Here is a 15719-nt window from a genome sequence, read left to right as displayed (position 1 = left end):
TGAGCGACCTCGACGAGGGCCGCACCGCAGTGCTGTTGTCGACGCCCCTCTCGCGCGCCGCCTTGATCCGCCAGCGCATCGCCGCCCTGCTCGCGGGTGTGGCCGTGGTCATCGTCGGCGCGACGGCCGGCATGCTGATCGCGATGCTCGTCGTCGGCGGCGACATCGACGCCTCGGCCATCCTGCGAGCAATGTCGGCCGTGGCGCTGTTCGCGCTGGGGCTGGCAGGCGTCGGCGCCTGGCTCGTCGCCTGGTGGCCTCGCTTCGCGGTGACCGTCCTGGCTGCCGGATTGGGACTGTCCTACCTGCTCATGATGCTGGTTCCCATGTTCGCTTGGCCGACATGGCTCACAAAGCTGTCCGTGTTCGGCGCCATCGGCCACCCCTACCTGCAGAATCCACCGCTGGGCGGGCTGGCGTTCCTCGCTTCGCTCGCCGTCGCCGGATATCTGCTGGCTGTCGCCGGCTCGTCCCGTCCTGCAGCCACAGTCTGACAACCTTCGCCGGCCTCGCCAGCCACGTAGCTCCGGTCGTCCGCCGGTCGGCGTGCCGCCGTCTGCTACAGGAGGCTAAGTAACGCCTGTTACATTTCTCTTCGTGACAAAGAACGAGACGGTCGCCCGATGGCTGGTTCTGCTGGTACGCGTGCCGGCGGAGCCGTCGCGGCATCGGGTGGCTGTGTGGCGTGAACTGCGCCGCGTGGGCGCACTGCAGGTCGGGCAGGGCGTATGGGTGGTGCCCGATGTTCCGGTGTTCGCCGAGGGAATCACACGGGTGATCGCGTTGGCGCAACGCGGGGAGGGTGAGGTGCTGGTGCTCGATGCCACCGGTCACGCCGACACCGACACCACCCGACTGGAGGCGATGTTCACGGGAGAACGCACAGAGGAGTGGGCCGAGTTCCTTGCCGAGTGCACCCGGTTCGATGCCGAGATCGACAAGGAGATCGCCAAGGCCAAATTCACGATGGCCGAGCTCGAGGAGGAGGAACAGAGTCTCGAACGTCTCCGGCGCTGGCATCGCGACATCAAGGCGCGCGATGTGTTCGGCGCTCCTGCGGCCGTCGTAGCCGAGCAACAACTCGAGCATTGCTCCGATCGGCTGGCCGACTACACCGAGCGGGTCTTTCGAGCCCTGCACCAGATGTGAGACCAGCCCGGGAACCGAGGAGCGCCGATGAGCCTCGATACGCGAATCTTCTACGATGTCAACGACTTTGCCCGCGATACGCCGTGGCTGCATCCGATCGTGTCCGGCTACGCCGACTACGGGGTGGTGCTGTTCGCACTGCTGCTGACAGCCGGATGGTGGACCGCCCGCCGCGACGCCGATCCCGCCCGGATGGTGGCTGCGGTGTGGGCGCCGCTGGGCGTACTGGCCGCGCTCGCGGTCAACCAGCCGATCGCCGCCGCCGTTGACGAGACCCGGCCGTGTCATGCGTTGCACGACATCGTGATTCTGCACTGCAGTACCGATGCCGGGTTCCCCAGCGACCACGCGGTCATGGTCGGCGCGGTCACCGCCGGATTGTGGCTGGTGCACCGACGCCTCGCGGTACTCGCCGCCGTGGCCGCGGTGGTCATGGCCTTCGCTCGGGTGTACATCGCCGCGCATTACCCGCAAGACGTACTCGCCGGCCTCGCCCTCGGAGCCGTGATCGGTCTTCTCGGGTTCTACCTCGCACGACCATTACTGGCGCGGCTTGTCGCTCTTGCCGCTCGTACTCCACTGCACGTTCTGCTCACCGGCACCGAACCCGCTGGCACGCAACACGAGTCGCGATGACCGCTTTCCCCGGCGATCGACCCGACGCGAAACGAGCCCGGCTGTGGCCGTTGTACGCGGCCGGATTCGTGACCGCGTTCGGCGCGCACAGCATCGCTGCCGGGCTCGCCGGATATACGAGGCAAGAGCATGCGAGTCTGCTCACCCTCGGATTGCTACTGGCTGTGTACGACGGGGCGGAGGTACTTCTCAAACCCGTATTCGGGACGCTGGCCGACCGCGTCGGCGCACGACCCGTGCTGCTCGGCGGGTTGGCAGCGTTCACGCTCGCGTCCGCCGCATTCGCGCTGGTCGGCAATCCGGGCCTGATCGGTCTCGCACGATTCGGTCAAGGCGCGGCCGCTGCCGCGTTCTCCCCGGCCGCCGGGGCTATGGTCGCCCGCCTGACCCCGGCCGCCGCACACGGACGTGCCTTCGGAAGCTACGGCGCGTGGAAAGGACTGGGCTACACCCTCGGCCCGCTGCTGGGCGGCGTCCTCGTCACCGTCGGGGGCTATGACCTGCTCTTCACCGCACTCGCGGCGCTCGCCGCGGTAGTGGCGGTATGGGCGGCGGTCACCGGGCCCGCCGTCGAGGTCATGCCGAAAACCCGCCGGACGGTTGTGGATTTGGCACGCCGCCTCAGCAGCGGCTCGTTCCTGCGCCCGACCGCCGCTCTGGCCGGAGCCACCGCCGCTCTCGCGGTCGGCGTCGGATTCTTACCCGCGGTCGGCGCCCGCCACGGCCTGGGCCCGCTGGCCACCGGCGCCGTGGTGTCGATACTCGCCGCCACCGCCGCGCTGATTCAACCCCGCGTAGGACGTGCCCGCGACCGGGGACTGCTGCGGGACCGATCCGGCATGGCCGCCGGACTTCTCCTGGCCGCCGTCGGAACCTCCGCCGCCGCGCTCCTGCCCGGGGTAGCGGGCGCGGTGTGCGCCGCGGTGATCCTCGGTGCGGGTGCCGGAGTGATCACTCCCCTCGGATTCGCGCACCTGGCGGCGACGAGCCCGCCCGACCGACTCGGTCAGACCATGGGAGCCGCCGAGATCGGCCGCGAACTCGGCGATGCGGGCGGTCCGCTTCTCGTCGGCATCGTCGCCACCGCCGCCACCCTCGGGGCCGGCCTGCTCGCTCTCGCCGCCCTCCTCGCCTGCCTCGCCGCAGCAGTAGTCCTCACCGCACGAAAAACCACCCTTTCATCTTCCTGACCACTTCCGAGCCGTGCTTGCCCCGGTGCGCCCCCGGGGCCACCGACGGCGGTATCGGGCCGCCCGGTGGGTCTTTCGGCCCCGGGACGAAGGTCTGGACGGCTCTGTCCGGCCAGACGCGCCCGAAGCAAGCTGAGGGTGAACTCGAGCGACCGGCTCGAGCATCTGATGCAGGGAGTTTCGCGATGCACGCGCAAGAGCCATCGACAGGCTGGGAACCGCAGCGCGCGCAGGGGTTCGGGCATCGCGGGCACGGCGCGGTGATGATCGCCTGTTGTGGGCTGATCATCGCGATCGCCCTGGTCCTGGTCGTTACCGGGGTGATGCCGTCGGGATTACTGCTCGTCGCGCTGGGCTGCACGCTGATGACGGCCGTGATGATGGTCGACGTGGGCCGCCCCGGCCGGAATTGAGCACCCTGCCGTTGCCCCGCTCGTGCCGGGTAGCGCAAGTAGTAGTGCCTGTCCGGCACGGGCAGGTGAGGCAAGGAGAGCAACCACGATGGACATGCAATCGCCGATGATGCAGGTCATGCATTCGATCATGATGTGGCTGCACCAACAGGGCATTTGCCCGATGCCGATGCAGATGTGACCCTCCGCGCACCGCCGTGCACTGCCCTCGGCACGGTGCGCAACCAACCTGCGAACAAGGCGAAGGAGACGACGATGATGATGTGGTACGGCAACGGTCTGAGCGGGTGGGGCTATGCACTCATGATCATCGGCATGGTGATCTTCTGGGCACTCATCGGGGCCGGCATCGTGGCCCTGATCCGCTACAGCGGCAACAGCAGCTCAACCATTCCGAACACAATTCCGGAACAGCGCGGGCCCAGCCCCCAACAGATCCTCGCCGAACGCTACGCGCGCGGGGAGATCGACGAGGAGGAATACATCCGGCGCACGAAAACACTCGGCACCGGCACAGCCGCGTAACCGAGGCCGCGGCAAATCGCCGCCACGTCCATGTCAGGCTCCAGCATCATCGTCGCCCTGAACGCCTCGGACCTCAAACGACTCCGACTCCCCGACCACACCGGTTGATTCGGACGCGCATCGACGCGAGCAGCCCCGCTGCCGGTCATGCGGCTTGGCTGCGATGCTGCACTGATCGAAAGCCGCTCCGTCTGTCCGCACTTCCGTGCCACGGTACCGGGCATCAATGGAGGCGGAATCGACCACGAATCCGGCACCGAGGCGACGTGGCCGGGCGAAAGGGAACGGACTCGGGCGCGGATGCCGGGCGGGTCGTTCCACAGGACCACGCGCGCCGGGAGTGGCAGCGCGGGGCCAATGCGCCGCGCCACCGCGGCGGGGTCGTCACGGCACAGGCGCATCCCACAGTGGGAACCAGCGCTCGAGTTCGGCTTCGATGGGGAGTTCGCCGGAAAGTGCTGCGCGAGCTCGGAGTTCGAGGGCGTTGTCGCGGCGTTGCTCGCCGGAGGGCGCGAACGGGTAGACGGTGCCCCGTTTGAAAAGGTAAACCAAGCCGAGCCGGTGTGGCGGGAGGTCAGCGGTGGCGAAGCCGATGACGGTGCACAGCAGGTTCGGGCCGAAACCGTTGTCGGACAGAGTGGAATTGATCGCGTGCAGCGCGGTCGTCAACGCGGACAAGTCTGCGGTGTCTTGCCTGCAGGTGATCCAGGTGTAGCCGAATTCGTCGATCGTCACTGCCACTGCGATGGTCGGTTCGAGGTGCAGCAGATCGAGGATCTCCGCCTCGGACTGTCTTGCGCCGGCGCCTTCGGCCTGTTTGAAGCACACGGCCCCAGCCCCGGTCGGGTGGACGTCCAGCGCCGCCTGCAGAGTGTAGGCAGCGGGTGGAACAGCGAACAGTACATCGAGATTCGGCTGCACCGGCTTGGTGCGGCCCAGCAGCGCGTTGAGGAATCCCATCTCGATTTCAGCTCTCCTGCCCGAGTTCGGTAGCCAGTGCGCCGAGCTGGTCCAGTCGCTGCTGGAGGCTCGGATGGGTGGACAGTAGCGTCGACCAGGTGGCGCCGGCGCCCAGCGCGGGGGCGAAGAAGAACGCATTGAACGGCTGCTCGGTGCGCAGGTCACGACTGGGAATGCGACCGATGTCCCCGCTGATCTTGGTCAGCGCCGAGGCAAGCTCCGACGGGCGGCCGGTGAGGATCGCCCCGGCTCGGTCGGCGGCCAGCTCGCGATACCGTGACAGCGCTCGGATCAGCAGGAAGCTGATCGCGTAGACGGCCGCGGAGACCGCCATCACGGCTAGAACGACGAGGAACAGGTTGTCGCCGTCGCGGCGGTCCCGGCCGCCTCCGCCGAACATTGCCGAGTACAGAGTGAATCGTGCGATCAGACCCGCAAGCACGCCCATGAACGACGCGGTGGTCATCACCACCACATCCCGGTGCGCGATGTGCGAAAGCTCATGCGACAGCACACCATCGAGCTCATCGGCATCAAGCCGCTGCAGCAGGCCGGTAGTGACGGCGATGACAGCGCGGCGAGGGCTGCGACCGGTGGCGAACGCGTTGGGCATATCGAGGTCCGCGATAGCGACCTGCGGTTTGGGCATGTTCGCGGTGGCGCAGAGCCGGTCGATGATGCCGTGCAGCTGCGGCGCCTCCTCCGCGGTGACGACACGCGCCCGCATCGCGTACAGAGCGATCCGGTCGGAAAACCAGAACTGCGCGAACAGCAGCCCCCCTACGATCACCACGACCACCACGACCGACTTGATCAGCACCACCAGCGCCGCGATGAACGCGACATAGATCAAGCCGAGCAAGAACATGGTCAATCCCATGCGGGCCGTGAGCCGATGGTCCGGCCGGAAACGGGTACGCATGGCAGTTATCCCGGAATCAGTCCGTCGTCGCGCAGCATCGCGTGAACCTCGGACAGCGGCATGTCCGCACTGGGAAGCACCAGATCCGAGGCGACCAGCGCATCGTCGGCTACCGGGGTAGCAAGATCCCGGACAGTGGCCAACATGCGGCCCAGGACGAGCGAGAACCCGGTGTCGTCGCCCGCGTCGGCGGCCTGCAGCAGCTCGTCGTCGAGTTCATTGAGGTCGCTGAGGCGGGCGTCGTCGAGGGTGTATTGGCCTTCGCCGAGAATACGAACGATCATGATTGCGGCCTTTCCTGCGCGTTCGCCTCGATCGCCGGCGTGAGTGAGCTTTTCAGTTGCGCCAGTTCGGCATCGACATCACTGCCCCGACCGGCGTCGAGGGCGGCCTGAATATCGTCACGCCGGCCGACCGGAGCGGTGGCATCTTCCAAGGCACCGGAGGCGATCAGCTCGTCCAGCGCTTGCGAGCGCGAACTCATCTGCGCTGTCTTGTCCTCGGCCCGCTGGATCGCCAGCCCGACATCGCCCATCTCCTCCGAGATGCCGGTGACAGCCTCGCTGATCTTGGTCTGCGCCTCGGCCGCGGTATAGGTGGCCTTGATCGTCTCCTTGCGCGTACGGAACGCCTCCACCTTCGCCTGTAACCGTTGCGAGGCGGTGGTGAGCTTCGCCTCCTGCGCGGCCAGGTCGTCATACTGCGGCCGTAGCTGCTCGATCTGGGCAAGGGTTGCCGCGCGCCGAGTCAGCGCCTCCCGAGCCAGGTCGTCGCGACCTTGCCCGACCGCCTGCCGGGCCTGGCTCTGCAGGCGGTCGGCGGCCTGCTGGAGCTGGTTTTGCTGCAGCTCGATGCGTTTACGGCTGGTAGCGACATCCGCCAGGCCGCGCCGCACCTGCGCGAGCATCTCCAACTGCCGCTGATACGAGTAGTCGAGCACCTCACGGGGGTCCTCGGTGCGATCGAGCAGCTTGTTCGTCTTGACCCGGAACAGCAAAGCGATACGTCGAGCGATACTCACTTCTCGTCACTTCCTCACATGTAGGAGACGCTGTCTCCACTGTCGTCGCCCACTACGCTCGCTGCCAGGGACCTACGGCCCAATTTCGACCGTCCATTGCATTGCGGAGCAAAAGCCTTGCCGCGATCTCAGCTGCGGTAGTTGGGATCGAGCAACCGCCTGACAGCTGTGCGGTACGCACCACCAGGAGAGAGAGGCGGAGTCCGGGGATCGTCGGGCGGGAGGCGCGGTTCACCGAAGGGGGTCAGCGGTCGGGTAGCCGTACAAGCCGCTGGGTGTCGTCGAACAAGGCCTGTTCGGCTACGCGGGCAGTGGTGAGGGCGCCCAGCGCGGTGGCGGCGAGCAGCATGTACATGACGACGATCTGGTAGCGGATCGCGGTGAGCGGGTCGACGCCGGCGAGGATGAGCCCGGTCATGGCGCCGGGCAGGCTGATCAGGCCGACGACTTTGGTGGAGTCGATCGCGGGGATCAGCGCGGTGCGCAGGGCCGAGCGACGATGTGGCGCGAACGCCTCTCGGGCCGAAAGGCCCAGGCACAGCCGGGCTTCGATGGCCGGGCGGGCATGCTGGGCGTCTTCGCGCAGGCGGCGCAGGGCGATGCCGGTGGCCTGCATGGCGGCGGAGACGATCATGCCGCCGACCGGGACCACGACGCGGGCTTGGGTGGAGATGATCCCGAGTGCGAGCAGCGCGCCGAGAGTGATGCCCGATCCGGTGGCCACGCCGATGGTGGCCGCGCGAGCCGCGTGCGGCAGACCCGCGCCGCGCCGTGCGGCGACTTGCCCCGCGATGACGATCATGACCAGGACCCAGCCGAGAGCGCCGGGCAACCCGGTGTGCCGGAACAGAATCAGCAAGAGCGCGCCGACCGCGACCAACTGGATACCGGCACGAGCGGCGGCGACGAGCAGTTCGCGGGTCAGGTGCAACTGCTGGCGGTAGGCGATGGCGGCGGCTACCGCCACCAGTGCCAGCGATGTCGCCACCCCGCCCCAACCGGGCACCGAAAGGCCCGCTGTCACTTCGTGTTCCGTGGTTCGAGGGGGCGGGAACTACGGGTCAGCCGCCCCTGGTGAAGCGACCAGATCGTGTCGGCGACGCCGTCGACGAAGTCGGTATCGTGGCTGACCAGCACGACGGTGCCGCCGTCGCGGGTGTGGGTACGGATGAGTTCGGCGACCGCGGTGGCGGAGTTCTTGTCGAGAGCGGAGGTCGGCTCGTCCAGCAGCAGCACTTCGGGTTCGACGGCGAGTGCGCGGGCCAGGCAGACTCGCTGGGCTTGACCGCCGGACAGTTGAGCGCATCGACGGGTGGCGAACTCCGGCCCCAACCCCAGCAGGGCCAGCAACTGCTCGAGACGCTGCGTAGCCAAATCCGCTCGGGCATACCGGATCTCCTCGGAGACGGTATCGGTGAGCAGGACCGGCTGTTGTCCGACGAGCCCGACGCGACGACGGAGGTCGAGTACGTCGAGGCTGGTGATCGGCGTGCCGTCGAGCCGGATGGTGCCGCTGGTGGGTTCGGCGAGCCGGTTGAGCAGCCGCAGCAGTGTCGTCTTCCCGGCGCCGCTGGGCCCGACGACCGCCGAGCAGGCGCCACGGGCGAATTCCGCGTCGGCGTCGACGAGCACCGTGGTGGTGTCGTGGCCGGCGGTGACGCGGTCGAGGGAGATGGCAGACATGGGTTCCAAACAGGTTCAGCTGATGGGCTCGAATTCCCACAGCACCGGAGTGCCGTCGGGGCCTTTCGGGATCGGTACGTAGCAGTGGTGGGTAGCGGGGTCCACCGCGAGCGAGTGGGCGCCATCGGCCACATGCGCGGCGCCGACCGCGACGGTGCGGCCGGCGCGGCGGTCGAACACGCTGACCCAGCCGCTTTCGGCCGCGACGTACACCCGGTGCGTGCCCGGGTCGTAGACCAGTACGTCGGGGGTCTCGCCCACCGGGTCGCGGCCGGTGACGTTGCCGGTGGACAGGTCCACGGTGACCATGGCCGCCCCTGCTTCGCAGCCGACGAACATCACCCCGTCTGTCGCGTCGAGGGCTTGCCCGTGCGGATCATCACAGCCGGGAGTCGGAATGCGTTGGGTGACAGTGGCTTTCGCGGGGTCGATCAGCGCCAGATCGTTGCGGCCGTGCACGGCGACCACCATCCGGTCGGTGACCGGGTCGTAGACGACGTTGCCGGCCTCGCCACCCACTGCGGCCGTCGCGCGCACCGCACCGGTTTCGGCGTCGACGACGGTCTCGGTACCGGCGTGTTCGTTGGTCGTCCACACCGCACGGCGAACCGGGTCGTAGGCCAGCCCGTCGGGGTAATCGCCGGTCGGTGCGGCGAACACGACCGTACCGGTGTCCTCGTCGATCGCGACGAGCTGATTGCGGCCGGTCGCGGTGGCATATACGCGATGGGTGTCTCCGACCACGAGCACCCCGTGCACGTCGGGCATATCGGCAAGGGTGCGTACAACCCGATGGGCGCGCACATCGACCTCGACCACCTCCCCGGCACCCATATGGGCCACGAACAGCAACCCGCGCGCGGCATCGAGGGCGGTGTAGTCGAAACGCGCCGGTCCGCCGGTCAACGGCACCTGCGCGACCCGGCGCAGCGGCAGCTCACCGGGGTGCGGAGGCCCCAGCGTTGCCGAGCTCGAGCAGCCGCTCATCAGAACGGCCGCGCCCAGCAGCACCGCACATATGCGAATCGGCCGCATCAACCGTCTCTCACTCGGCGTAACCGTGGTTTCGACACTACGCCAGACGGTCGCCAGGCCGAACCCGTCGATTCATGTGCGCGATTTACCTGCAGCGAAAACCGACAGCAAGCTCACGGACAGATCGGCCACAGCGGCGTCGCGGTCGGCGAGGAAGTCGCGCCGGATGCCGAGGGGCCGGGAGAACTTCGCACCCAACCGGAGCTAGCGTGCGGGTTCGATTCGGAAGACCGGATACCGGTCCGCGATCTGCTCGAACTCACCGAGCGGGGCGGTGCGATCGATCGGAAAGTGCGGACGTGCACCGGGCGCCACAGCAAGGTAACGGCGCAGAATCGGCGCCCGCTCCCCCACCTCCACCTCGGTGAGCCGCACCTCCTCACGACCGCGCCGGAGCAGGAACGCACGACCGTGCGCCGCACGAACATTGCGCACCCACCCCGCCTCCGCGCCCAGCATCGACACCAGGTACCGCTGCCCCTCGTACTCCGCGACCGCGATCGGAAGCCGCACCGGGCGCCCGGTACGCCGACCGGACACTTCCAAAGTCATGGCGTAGCCAGGGGACAACACGCCCGCCGAATACATCCACTCCGAGGCCCGATTCAATACCCGGGCCAATCTCCCCGGCCGGTCACCCCGATACATCCGGCGTTTCGCCGCATACAGCAGATCCCGCACCCCGCCCATCCGATCCACCTTCCCTCGCCTGCCCCAGCGGTACCGCAAGACGGTAGCGCCTCCACTGCGCAGACGATGCACGACAGTCGCGGGCAGTGAGTTGGTGGCCCCGCTCGTCGAGCCGGATCAACCAGCAGACGCCCCGAACAAATCGGGCAACCCAGCCGAGACCGCGTCGGGGAATTGCGGATCCCGCTTGGAGAGAAACGCATCCACACCCTCGCGGACGTCATCCGACACGCCGCGCAGGTAAATCGCCACGGACTCGGCGCGGTGGGCGATCTCCGGACTGCCCGCTCCGAGCATCCGCCACATCAGTTGCCGCGTCAATGCCACCGACACCGGGGCGGTTCCCGACACCATGTCCCGCGCCAGCTCGACCGCGCGGTCCAGCACCTGATCGGCAGCGACCAACTCGCGTACCAATCCACGGTCGAGCGCCTCCCGGGCAGAAACCATTCGTCCGTTCAGCGTCCATTCCAATGCGGTGGAGATACCGACGATCCGTGGCAGGAACCAGGTGGAGCATGCCTCGGGCACCAGACCGCGGCGAGTGAAGACGAACCCGAATTTCGCTGTGTCCGAGGCGATTCGGATGTCCGCCGGAAGTGTCATCGTGACTCCGACGCCGGCGGCCGGACCGTTGATCGCGGCGATCACCGGTTTGTGTGACCGGTACACCCGCAGCGCGACTCGGCCGCCCTGGTCTGCCGGTGCGCCGCCGGTGTCCGGGTCGTCGCCGAGCACGAAGGTATCGCCGCCGGCGGCGAGGTCGGCGCCGGCGCAGAACGCGCGGCCTGTGCCGGTCAGGACGACAGCACGTACGGTGTCGTCGGAGTCGGTCTCGTCGAAAGCCGCGATGATCGCCTCGCACAAGTCGTCGGTGAAGGCGTTGAGCCGGTCCGGGCGGTGCAGCCGCACGACCGCGATTTCGCCGTTCCGCTCGATCAGCACCGGCGCGTCAGCGGCTACATTGCTCATCGCACCTTCTCGAATCGTGTTGCCACATCGCGGTATTCGTCGCGGATGGCCGTCTTGGACAACTTGCCGCTCGGTAACCGCGGCAAGGGCTCGTCACGGATCACGACATAGCGGGGAACCTTGTAATCGGCGACCAGCTGATCACAATGCGCGACGATCGCGGCCGCGTCGACAGCTCCGTTGACGGTGACGATCGCGGCGGGCGTCTCGCCGAATCGCTCGTCGGCTGCGGCGATGACGGCCACCTCCTCGACTCCGTCCAGATCCGCGATCACCCTTTCGATCTCGACCGGGGAGATGTTGATGCCGCCGGTGATGATCAGATCCTTCATGCGATCGACGAATTTCACTCTGCCGTCTTCGTCTCGGGTCCCCAGGTCACCGCTGTGCAGCCAGCCGCCCCGCAGGGCTTGGGCCGTGGTGTCCTCGTCGTTCCAATATCCGGGTGTGACGCCGGGACCGCGCACCACGATCTCGCCCTCCTCGCCTGGGCCGGCCTCCGTACCGTCCGGACGGACGACCTTCAATTCGGTGAATATCGATCCGGCCCCGCAGGTTTCGGGGTGGCTGAAGGCTTCGTCGCGCGTGGTGGCGGTGGCTACACCGCCCGCTTCGGTCATGCCGTAGATCTGGCGCAGTGCGACGCCCTTGTCGGCCCACGCCTTCAACAGTGCGGGCGCGACAGCGGCTCCGCCGACAATGGCGGTGCGTAGCGAGGACATGTCCGTATCGGCGAATTCCTCACTCTTGGCGATGGATTCCCATACCAGCGGCACCCCGAACAACGCGTTGACGCGATGCCGGCCGATCAAGGCGGCTGCGCGCCCCGGACGGAACTCCTTTTCCACGACAAGCGTATTTCCGAGGACGACCGACATCAGCAGACCCCAGACCAGGCCGGGCGTGAAGACCAGGGGAAGCAGCAACAGCGAGGTGCACCCTGGGCGGAACCCTTCCTCGGTGAGAGTCGCCTCGAAGACGATGCTCAGCAACGTCCGGTTCGTGCAGATCACGCCCTTGGACAATCCGGTCGAGCCGCTGGTGAACAGCAGAGCGACGGGTTCGTCGGGCTCCACGTCGATGCGGAAGTCATCGCCCTCGCCTGCCCGTAGCCCGGTGAATTCGTCGAAGGACAGGGGGCGGAAATCGGTTCCCAGTGTCCGCGTCTGCTCGATTCGTTCGGAGAACTCCGGCGGGGCGATCGTCAGCACGGCACCGGAGTCGTCGAGAACCTTGCGCAACTCGGCCGCGGTGAGTCGGGGATTGAGCGGCACGAGCACCGCGCCCGCCTTGAGCACACCGAGAGCCAGGACGGGCCAGACGAGGGAATTCGGGCCGAGTACGCCGACCCGGTCGCCCGGCGCGATGCCTGATTCGGCGAGCCGCCGTGCCACCCGGCTGGACCAGTCCTGCAGCTCTCGATAGGTGAGGGACTCCTCGTCGACGATGAGCGCGGGCCGGCCCGGTGTGGTTTCGGCCCACCAATACAGGGCCGAGGCGATTGTCGCAGCCATTGCTTTCCTTCTCGTTGTGAAATGGCTTGGGGCGTCGTGGAGTTCTGTGCCGAACTCGGCGCCCGGGAGGCGTTCGGCCGACGATGCGGCATCGGAATTCTGGATGATTCGGAATGTGCACGTACCGAAGTCACATGCGCCGGAAAGGCGGTCGGGGGACGGTTCGGTATGTGACCCACACTACTTAGCATTACATATTACGTCAATCGATATTTGTATTATGTTCAATCGGATCGAGGGTGCACCGAGACGCGCGTTCCGATACTCACCGGCCGAGCCACCGGGGCTCGCGCTTGGCCGCGAAGGCGCGTGGGCCCTCCTTCGCGTCCTCACTGGACATCACGACGCGGGTCGCGTCCCGGCTGATCTTCCACTCACCGTCGCCCCATCCGGCATGTTCCGCGGCGCTCTCGTGCATCACCCGCTTGCTCTGCTGCACGGCCAGCGGCGCGTTGGCGGCGATGACGGTGGCCAATTCGAGCGCGGCGGCGAGCGCCCCACCGGCCGGAGCCACCGCGTTGACCAATCCGAGCTCGTAGGCGCGATGCGCGGACACGGGTCGGCCGGTGAGCGCTATCTCCGCGGCGATCTTCGGCGGAACCTGCCGGTGGATGCGCAACACGCCACCCGCCGCGGCGATCAGACCGCGCCGAACCTCGGGCAGTCCCAGTGACGCCTGTTCATCGATGACGGCGAGGTCGGCGGAGAGCACGATCTCGGTTCCGCCACCGAGTGCGAATCCGTTCACGGCGGCGATGACGGGTTTGGGGATCCAATGCCGGACTATCCCCGCGAAATCCCATTCGCGATGATCGGGATCGTAGACGCTACGCCCGGCGGCGATCTCCCTGAGATCGGCGCCGGCGCAGAACGCGCGCCCGGCACCGGTGACGATCACGACTCGGACTTGCGGATCCTGTGCGGCGCGCTCGAACGCGGCGCCGGCAGCGGCGGACAGCGCCGCGTCGACCGCATTGAGCGCGTCCGGACGGTTCAAGGTCACCACGGCTACGTGATCGCGCACGTCATACCGCGCGGCTGGTTCCGGTTGGGGCACAACATCTCCTGACGGGCAGAGGGGGCTTGGGGATGGTTCAGAGGTCGAGCACGAGCCGGGGTGTGTGGCTGCGCGAGACGCAGATCATCATCGCGTCGCCGGCTGCCTGTTCGTCCGCGGTGAGCACGGAGTCGCGGTGATCGGGCCGACCTTCGAGCACGGCGACTTCACACGTTCCGCAGGTGCCCTCCCGGCAGGAGAACTCGACGTTCACGCCGCGGCGCGCAATGGCATCCAGCACCGACTCGCCGGCGCCTACTTCGATCACCTCGCCGGTGCGCGCCAATTCCACCTCGAACGAGTGTGCCGGCGTGTCGGATCCGATCGGTCCGGGTGCGAATCGCTCGACGTGCAGATTCACATGATCTCTTGTCTCACAGGCACTTTCGATTGCCTGGAGCAGCGGTTCCGGCCCGCAACAGTACACCTCGGTCGCGGTCGCGAGGCCGTCCAGAGCCGCTCCGAGGTCGAGCAGTCCACACTCGTCCTGCGGGCAGAGCGCGACCCGACCAGGATGCGTCGACGCCAACTCGTCCGCGAAGGCCATACTCGCACGCGTGCGTCCGCCGTACAGGAGCCGCCAAGGCCGTTGGGCCGCGTCGACCCGGCGCAGCATCGGCAGCAGGGGCGTGATGCCGATCCCGCCCGCGACGAAGAGATAGGACTCGGCGTCGGTCAACCGAAAAGCATTGCGGGGACCCGCGATCGAGATCAGATCGCCGGTGTGGAGTTTCTCGTGCACGAAGGCCGACCCGCCGCGACCGTCCGGTTCGCGAAGTACGGCCACCGTCAACGACCGCCGATCGGACGGATCGCCACACAAGGAGTACTGCCGGGTCATGTCGCCGAGAACGAGGTCGATATGGGCGCCGGGCTCCCAGACCGGCAGCGCTTCACCGTCCGGGTCCGCCAGCGTTACCGCGACCACGCCGGCGGCGACGGACTCCTTGCCGATCACCCGCATTCGCCGGGGTGTCCGCTCTTCGCTCATCAACCCAATCCGTCCATCGGAACCACAATGGCTAAATCTTAAGGTATTAGATTAATTCAATGCAATACCCAGCTAGATGGCACTTGCGAACCACGCGTAACGCGTATAAATCTATAGCCGTTAGTCATCGAGACGTCGTGACAGGAGTCAACGCATGGACATCACCGGCCGCAGCGTCGAGTCGGTCCTGGACCTGTTCGCACTGACCGGACGCGTCGCCGTGGTGACCGGCGCGGGAGCCGGTCTCGGTGCCGGCTTCGCGCGAGCGCTGGCCGAAGCCGGGGCGGACGTGGTCGTCGCGGCCCGGCGCCGCGACACGCTCGACCGAGTCGCGGAAACGATCACGGCGCTGGGAAGGCAGTGTCTGGTCGTACCGACCGACGTCACCGACCCCGAGCAGTGCGAGGCATTGGCCCGGGCGACGATCGACGAGTTCGGCCGCCTGGACATCCTGGTCAACAACGCCGGCGTCACCCATGCCGCGCCGGCCACTCGCGAAGACCCGCAGGACTATCGAAATGTTCTGGAGGTCAATCTGTTCGGTGCGTACTGGATGGCACAGGCTTGCGCCCGGGTGATGCGTCCCGGATCGAGCATCGTCAACGTGGCGAGCATGCTCGGTCTGGTCAAGTCCGCCCTGCCCCAAGCGGCCTACGCCTCGAGCAAGGCCGGACTGATCGGGTTGACCCGCGACCTGTCCCACCAGTGGTCCGGCCGAAAAGGTATCCGAGTCAACGCCGTAGCGCCCGGGTTCGTGGAGACCGACATGATCGGCGCGATGGCCGAGGAGACACTGACGGAATTTCTTCGCGGCTGTTCGCTCGGCCGGACGGCCACCCAGCGCGAAGTCGATGCGGCAGTAGTGTTTCTGGCCGGCCCGGCGTCGGGGTATGTGACCGGATCGACCCTCGCCGTCGACGGCGGCACATCCGGCCACTGACACGGAGGCATCGAGCCCTGT

At 67.4% G+C, this 15719-nt stretch carries 19 protein-coding genes; 7 read left to right on the top strand and 12 right to left on the bottom strand.

What is annotated here, in order from left to right:
• The 6 genes from A5780_RS41245 to A5780_RS23950 form a co-directional block, all read left to right on the top strand.
• The coding region (locus A5780_RS41245) for a hypothetical protein (protein ID WP_197521844.1) at positions 1–494 on the top strand (494 nt) is incomplete at its 5' end.
• 103 nt (positions 495–597) lie between these two features.
• Positions 598–1149: a Chromate resistance protein ChrB gene (locus tag A5780_RS23970; RefSeq protein ID WP_064909671.1), complete on the top strand. Its 552-nt coding sequence runs from the start codon at positions 598–600 to the stop codon at positions 1147–1149.
• A 27-nt stretch (positions 1150–1176) separates the two neighbouring features.
• A complete protein-coding gene (locus tag A5780_RS23965; protein WP_064909670.1) occupies positions 1177–1785 on the top strand; it encodes a phosphatase PAP2 family protein in 609 nt (202 codons plus the stop codon).
• Positions 1782–2975, top strand: coding sequence for an MFS transporter (locus A5780_RS23960; RefSeq protein WP_064909669.1), 1194 nt, complete (start codon positions 1782–1784; stop codon positions 2973–2975). The genes A5780_RS23965 and A5780_RS23960 overlap by 4 nt, the downstream gene beginning before the upstream one ends.
• A 185-nt stretch (positions 2976–3160) precedes the next feature.
• Positions 3161–3388, top strand: a complete 228-nt coding sequence (locus tag A5780_RS23955; protein ID WP_064909668.1) for a hypothetical protein — start codon at positions 3161–3163, stop codon at positions 3386–3388.
• Between the two features lie 156 nt (positions 3389–3544).
• Positions 3545–3913 carry an SHOCT domain-containing protein gene (locus A5780_RS23950; RefSeq protein ID WP_321190223.1) on the top strand — a complete coding sequence of 123 codons (369 nt, stop codon included), beginning with the start codon at positions 3545–3547 and terminating at the stop codon, positions 3911–3913.
• A 384-nt stretch (positions 3914–4297) separates the two neighbouring features.
• Here the strand turns inward: A5780_RS23950 and A5780_RS23945 are convergent, their stop codons facing one another.
• From A5780_RS23945 to A5780_RS23890, 12 genes are all read right to left on the bottom strand, one after another.
• A complete protein-coding gene (locus A5780_RS23945; RefSeq protein ID WP_063013468.1) occupies positions 4298–4873 on the bottom strand; it encodes a hypothetical protein in 576 nt (191 codons plus the stop codon).
• Positions 4874–4880: 7 nt separating this feature from the next.
• Positions 4881–5795, bottom strand: coding sequence for a zinc metalloprotease HtpX (gene htpX, locus A5780_RS23940; RefSeq protein ID WP_064902802.1), 915 nt, complete (start codon positions 5793–5795; stop codon positions 4881–4883).
• A gap of 5 nt (positions 5796–5800) precedes the next feature.
• Entirely contained in the window at positions 5801–6079 is a 279-nt protein-coding gene (locus A5780_RS23935; protein ID WP_063013464.1) for a hypothetical protein, read from the bottom strand.
• Complete coding sequence (locus A5780_RS23930) at positions 6076–6816, bottom strand: PspA/IM30 family protein (protein ID WP_063013462.1); 741 nt, start codon at positions 6814–6816, stop codon at positions 6076–6078. Before A5780_RS23930 ends, A5780_RS23935 begins: the two co-directional genes overlap by 4 nt.
• Before the next feature lie 244 nt (positions 6817–7060).
• Positions 7061–7840, bottom strand: coding sequence for an iron export ABC transporter permease subunit FetB (gene fetB / locus A5780_RS23925; RefSeq protein ID WP_063013460.1), 780 nt, complete (start codon positions 7838–7840; stop codon positions 7061–7063).
• Positions 7837–8499, bottom strand: coding sequence for an ATP-binding cassette domain-containing protein (locus tag A5780_RS23920; protein WP_063910741.1), 663 nt, complete (start codon positions 8497–8499; stop codon positions 7837–7839). Before A5780_RS23920 ends, fetB begins: the two co-directional genes overlap by 4 nt.
• 15 nt (positions 8500–8514) lie before the next feature.
• On the bottom strand, positions 8515–9534 hold the full coding sequence (locus tag A5780_RS23915) for a YncE family protein (protein WP_064909667.1): 1020 nt from the start codon (positions 9532–9534) through the stop codon (positions 8515–8517).
• Positions 9535–9738: 204 nt separating this feature from the next.
• Positions 9739–10224 (bottom strand): nitroreductase/quinone reductase family protein, encoded by a 486-nt coding sequence (locus A5780_RS23910; RefSeq protein WP_063013456.1) that lies wholly within the window; start codon positions 10222–10224, stop codon positions 9739–9741.
• Between the two features lie 117 nt (positions 10225–10341).
• Positions 10342–11196 carry an enoyl-CoA hydratase-related protein gene (locus A5780_RS23905; protein ID WP_064902805.1) on the bottom strand — a complete coding sequence of 285 codons (855 nt, stop codon included), beginning with the start codon at positions 11194–11196 and terminating at the stop codon, positions 10342–10344.
• The gene (locus A5780_RS23900) at positions 11193–12710 is read right to left on the bottom strand and encodes a class I adenylate-forming enzyme family protein (RefSeq protein WP_064909666.1); all 1518 of its coding nucleotides are present in this window, start codon (positions 12708–12710) and stop codon (positions 11193–11195) included. The genes A5780_RS23905 and A5780_RS23900 overlap by 4 nt, the downstream gene beginning before the upstream one ends.
• A gap of 265 nt (positions 12711–12975) precedes the next feature.
• Positions 12976–13767 (bottom strand): enoyl-CoA hydratase-related protein, encoded by a 792-nt coding sequence (locus A5780_RS23895; RefSeq protein WP_064909665.1) that lies wholly within the window; start codon positions 13765–13767, stop codon positions 12976–12978.
• 37 nt (positions 13768–13804) lie between these two features.
• Positions 13805–14758 (bottom strand): PDR/VanB family oxidoreductase, encoded by a 954-nt coding sequence (locus A5780_RS23890; RefSeq protein ID WP_064909664.1) that lies wholly within the window; start codon positions 14756–14758, stop codon positions 13805–13807.
• Between the two features lie 154 nt (positions 14759–14912).
• Here A5780_RS23890 and A5780_RS23885 point away from each other — a divergent pair, with 154 nt between their 5' ends.
• Complete coding sequence (locus A5780_RS23885) at positions 14913–15698, top strand: SDR family NAD(P)-dependent oxidoreductase (RefSeq protein WP_064909663.1); 786 nt, start codon at positions 14913–14915, stop codon at positions 15696–15698.
• The last annotated feature ends 21 nt before the right edge of the window (positions 15699–15719 follow it).

Source organism: Nocardia sp. 852002-20019_SCH5090214 (genome assembly GCF_001665865.1).
GTDB lineage: Bacteria > Actinomycetota > Actinomycetes > Mycobacteriales > Mycobacteriaceae > Nocardia > Nocardia nova.
Note: the sequence above shows the minus strand (reverse complement) of the source record. Positions and strands in the feature narration are given on the sequence as shown.

What these genes read in the sequence shown, in the direction of transcription:
- A5780_RS23900 (WP_064909666.1), bottom strand. Translation starts at nt 12,710, where the DNA reads ATGGCTGCGACAATCGCCTCGGCCCTGTATTGGTGGGCCGAAACCACA.
- A5780_RS23915 (WP_064909667.1), bottom strand. Translation starts at nt 9,534, where the DNA reads ATGCGGCCGATTCGCATATGTGCGGTGCTGCTGGGCGCGGCCGTTCTG.
- htpX (WP_064902802.1), bottom strand. Translation starts at nt 5,795, where the DNA reads ATGCGTACCCGTTTCCGGCCGGACCATCGGCTCACGGCCCGCATGGGA.
- A5780_RS23945 (WP_063013468.1), bottom strand. Translation starts at nt 4,873, where the DNA reads ATGGGATTCCTCAACGCGCTGCTGGGCCGCACCAAGCCGGTGCAGCCG.
- A5780_RS23965 (WP_064909670.1), top strand. Translation starts at nt 1,177, where the DNA reads ATGAGCCTCGATACGCGAATCTTCTACGATGTCAACGACTTTGCCCGC.
- A5780_RS23890 (WP_064909664.1), bottom strand. Translation starts at nt 14,758, where the DNA reads ATGAGCGAAGAGCGGACACCCCGGCGAATGCGGGTGATCGGCAAGGAG.
- A5780_RS23910 (WP_063013456.1), bottom strand. Translation starts at nt 10,224, where the DNA reads ATGGGCGGGGTGCGGGATCTGCTGTATGCGGCGAAACGCCGGATGTAT.
- A5780_RS23960 (WP_064909669.1), top strand. Translation starts at nt 1,782, where the DNA reads ATGACCGCTTTCCCCGGCGATCGACCCGACGCGAAACGAGCCCGGCTG.
- A5780_RS23935 (WP_063013464.1), bottom strand. Translation starts at nt 6,079, where the DNA reads ATGATCGTTCGTATTCTCGGCGAAGGCCAATACACCCTCGACGACGCC.
- A5780_RS23885 (WP_064909663.1), top strand. Translation starts at nt 14,913, where the DNA reads ATGGACATCACCGGCCGCAGCGTCGAGTCGGTCCTGGACCTGTTCGCA.
- A5780_RS23955 (WP_064909668.1), top strand. Translation starts at nt 3,161, where the DNA reads ATGCACGCGCAAGAGCCATCGACAGGCTGGGAACCGCAGCGCGCGCAG.
- A5780_RS23920 (WP_063910741.1), bottom strand. Translation starts at nt 8,499, where the DNA reads ATGTCTGCCATCTCCCTCGACCGCGTCACCGCCGGCCACGACACCACC.
- A5780_RS23905 (WP_064902805.1), bottom strand. Translation starts at nt 11,196, where the DNA reads ATGAGCAATGTAGCCGCTGACGCGCCGGTGCTGATCGAGCGGAACGGC.